This is a genomic window from Marinobacter mangrovi (genome assembly GCF_016798325.1).
Taxonomy (GTDB): Bacteria; Pseudomonadota; Gammaproteobacteria; order Pseudomonadales; family Oleiphilaceae; genus Marinobacter_A; species Marinobacter_A mangrovi.
Genome location: NZ_JAERVO010000014.1, coordinates 1 through 3,375 on the forward strand (window position 1 = coordinate 1; position 3,375 = coordinate 3,375).

General features: G+C 54.0%; 1 protein-coding gene and 2 rRNA genes. All 3 read right to left on the bottom strand.

Translation table 11 applies throughout. The features are described 5' to 3' along the window. Positions 1 to 8 precede the first annotated feature (8 nt). Positions 9 to 124 (bottom strand): 5S ribosomal RNA (rrf, locus tag JL474_RS21375). A gap of 95 nt (positions 125 to 219) precedes the next feature. Then, a 23S ribosomal RNA gene (locus JL474_RS21380) occupies positions 220 to 3,111 on the bottom strand. A 65-nt stretch (positions 3,112 to 3,176) separates the two neighbouring features. Further along, positions 3,177 to 3,375 (bottom strand): hypothetical protein (locus JL474_RS21590; RefSeq protein ID WP_236012439.1); only part of this gene is annotated, 199 nt, incomplete at its 5' end.

The window sequence follows — 3,375 nt, forward strand, 5'->3', positions numbered from 1 at the left end:
ATTTAGGAGCCTGACGATGACCTACTCTCGCATGGGCAGATGCCACACTACCATCGGCGCTGGTTCGTTTCACGGCTGAGTTCGGGATGGGATCAGGTGGTTCCGAACCGCTATAGTCGTCAGGCAAACAGGTTGACCACTGGGTTGGACAAGATTGCGGAGCCGAAGCTCAAAGCTGAAGCGATTTCCTGCGTTATCCGCAGTTGGCTTGGGTGTTATATAGTCAAGCCGCACGAGCAATTAGTATCGGTTAGCTCAACGCCTCGCAGCGCTTACACACCCGACCTATCAACGTCCTGGTCTTGAACGGCTCTTCAGGGCCCTCGAGGGGCCAGGGAGATCTCATCTTGGAAGGGGCTTCCCGCTTAGATGCCTTCAGCGGTTATCCTGTCCGAACATAGCTACCGGGCAATGCTTCTGGCGAAACAACCCGAACACCAGAGGTTCGTCCACTCCGGTCCTCTCGTACTAGGAGCAGCTTTCCTCAAATCTCCAACGTCCACGGCAGATAGGGACCGAACTGTCTCACGACGTTCTAAACCCAGCTCGCGTACCACTTTAAATGGCGAACAGCCATACCCTTGGGACCGGCTTCAGCCCCAGGATGTGATGAGCCGACATCGAGGTGCCAAACACCGCCGTCGATGTGAACTCTTGGGCGGTATCAGCCTGTTATCCCCGGAGTACCTTTTATCCGTTGAGCGATGGCCCTTCCATACAGAACCACCGGATCACTATGACCTGCTTTCGCACCTGCTCGACGTGTCTGTCTCGCAGTCAAGCGGGCTTGTGCCATTACACTAACCGTACGATGTCCGACCGTACTTAGCCCACCTTTGTGCTCCTCCGTTACTCTTTGGGAGGAGACCGCCCCAGTCAAACTACCCACCACACAGTGTCCTCATCCCCGATCAGGGGACCAAGTTAGAACCTCAAACAGGCCAGGCTGGTATTTCAAGGTTGGCTCCATGCAGACTGGCGTCCACACTTCAAAGCCTCCCAGCTATCCTACACAAGCATGCTCAAAGTTCACTGTGAAGCTATAGTAAAGGTTCACGGGGTCTTTCCGTCTAGCCGCGGATACACCGCATCTTCACGGCGATTTCAATTTCACTGAGTCTCGGGTAGAGACAGCGCCCCCATCGTTACGCCATTCGTGCAGGTCGGAACTTACCCGACAAGGAATTTCGCTACCTTAGGACCGTTATAGTTACGGCCGCCGTTTACCGGGGCTTCGATCAAGAGCTTCGCACGAATGCTAACCCCATCAATTAACCTTCCGGCACCGGGCAGGCGTCACACCCTATACGTCCACTTTCGTGTTTGCAGAGTGCTGTGTTTTTAATAAACAGTCGCAGGGGCCTGGTATCTTCGACTGGTCTCGGCTCCACCCGCAGGGGCTTCACCTACTACCAGCGTGCCTTCTCCCGAAGTTACGGCACCATTTTGCCTAGTTCCTTTACCCGAGTTCTCTCAAGCGCCTTGGTATTCTCTACCTGACCACCTGTGTCGGTTTGGGGTACGGGCTCTCGTGACCTGAAGCTTAGAAGATTTTCCTGGAAGCAGGGCATCAATGACTTCGCGCTGCAAGCAGCACTCGTCGTCGCATCTCAGAATTGAGGACCCGGATTTGCCTAAGTCCTCTTCCTACATGCTTAAACCGGGACAACCGTCGCCCGGCTCACCTAGCCTTCTCCGTCTCTCCATCGCAGTCACGCGAGGTACGGGAATATTAACCCGTTTCCCATCGACTACACCTTTCGGTCTCGCCTTAGGGGCCGACTCACCCTGCGCCGATTAGCGTTGCGCAGGAACCCTTGGTCTTCCGGCGTGCGGGTTTTTCACCCGCATTATCGTTACTCATGTCAGCATTCGCACTTCTGATACCTCCAGCATGCCTCTCGACACACCTTCGCAGGCTTACAGAACGCTCCCCTACCCCGCATACAAAGTATGCAGCCGCAGCTTCGGTAACCAGTTTGAGCCCCGTTACATCTTCCGCGCAGGCCGACTCGACTAGTGAGCTATTACGCTTTCCTTAAAGGGTGGCTGCTTCTAAGCCAACCTCCTAGCTGTCTTCGCCTTCCCACATCGTTTCCCACTTAACTGGTATTTGGGGACCTTAGCTGGCGGTCTGGGTTGTTTCCCTTTTCACGACGGACGTTAGCACCCGCCGTGTGTCTCCCGGATAGTACTCACTGGTATTCGGAGTTTGCATCGGTTTGGTAAGTCGGGATGACCCCCTAGCCGAAACAGTGCTCTACCCCCAGTGGTATTCGTCCGAGGCGCTACCTAAATAGCTTTCGGGGAGAACCAGCTATCTCCGGGCTTGATTAGCCTTTCACTCCGATCCACAAGTCATCCCCTGGCTTTTCAACGACAGTGGGTTCGGTCCTCCAGTGCGTGTTACCGCACCTTCAACCTGCTCATGGATAGATCGCCCGGTTTCGGGTCTATGTCCACCGACTAAGTCGCCCTATTCAGACTCGGTTTCCCTACGGCTCCCCTAGATGGTTAACCTCGCCACTGAACATAAGTCGCTGACCCATTATACAAAAGGTACGCCGTCACACCCGAAGGTGCTCCGACTGCTTGTACGCATACGGTTTCAGGATCTATTTCACTCCCCTCACAGGGGTTCTTTTCGCCTTTCCCTCACGGTACTGGTTCACTATCGGTCAGTCAGGAGTATTTAGCCTTGGAGGATGGTCCCCCCATGTTCAGACAGGATTACACGTGACCCGTCCTACTCGATTTCACTGAACTCAGGTTTCGGATACGGGGCTATCACCCACTATGGCGGCACTTTCCAGAGCCTTTTCCTACCAGTTGTTCAGCTTAAGGGCTGGTCCCCGTTCGCTCGCCGCTACTGAGGGAATCTCGGTTGATTTCTTTTCCTCGGGGTACTTAGATGTTTCAGTTCCCCCGGTTCGCCCCTTGCACCTATGGATTCAGTGCAAGGTACCTGGCCGAAACCAGGTGGGTTTCCCCATTCAGAGATGCCCGGATCACAGCTTGTTTGCCAGCTCCCCGAGCCTTATCGCAGGCTTCCACGTCTTTCATCGCCTCTGACTGCCAAGGCATCCACCGTATGCGCTTAGTTGCTTGACTATATAACCCCAAACCAACTGTTTAACCGCTCTGTCGGCCGAAGCCTCCAGGTTGGTTCCACAGTGTCAGCAGCCTTTTGTCCTGCCGACGCTTGATCCAAGATTAAGCAACCCAACGATTAACACCGGATAACGCTTGAAATCGCTATCATTTGGATTCTTCGTTTCGGAGATAAAGAAACGAATCATCCGCTTTGCAATCTTGTCCGCATTGTTAAAGAGCATGTCTGACCCAGTGATCAGAAAGAAGGACTTCGAAGTTGAT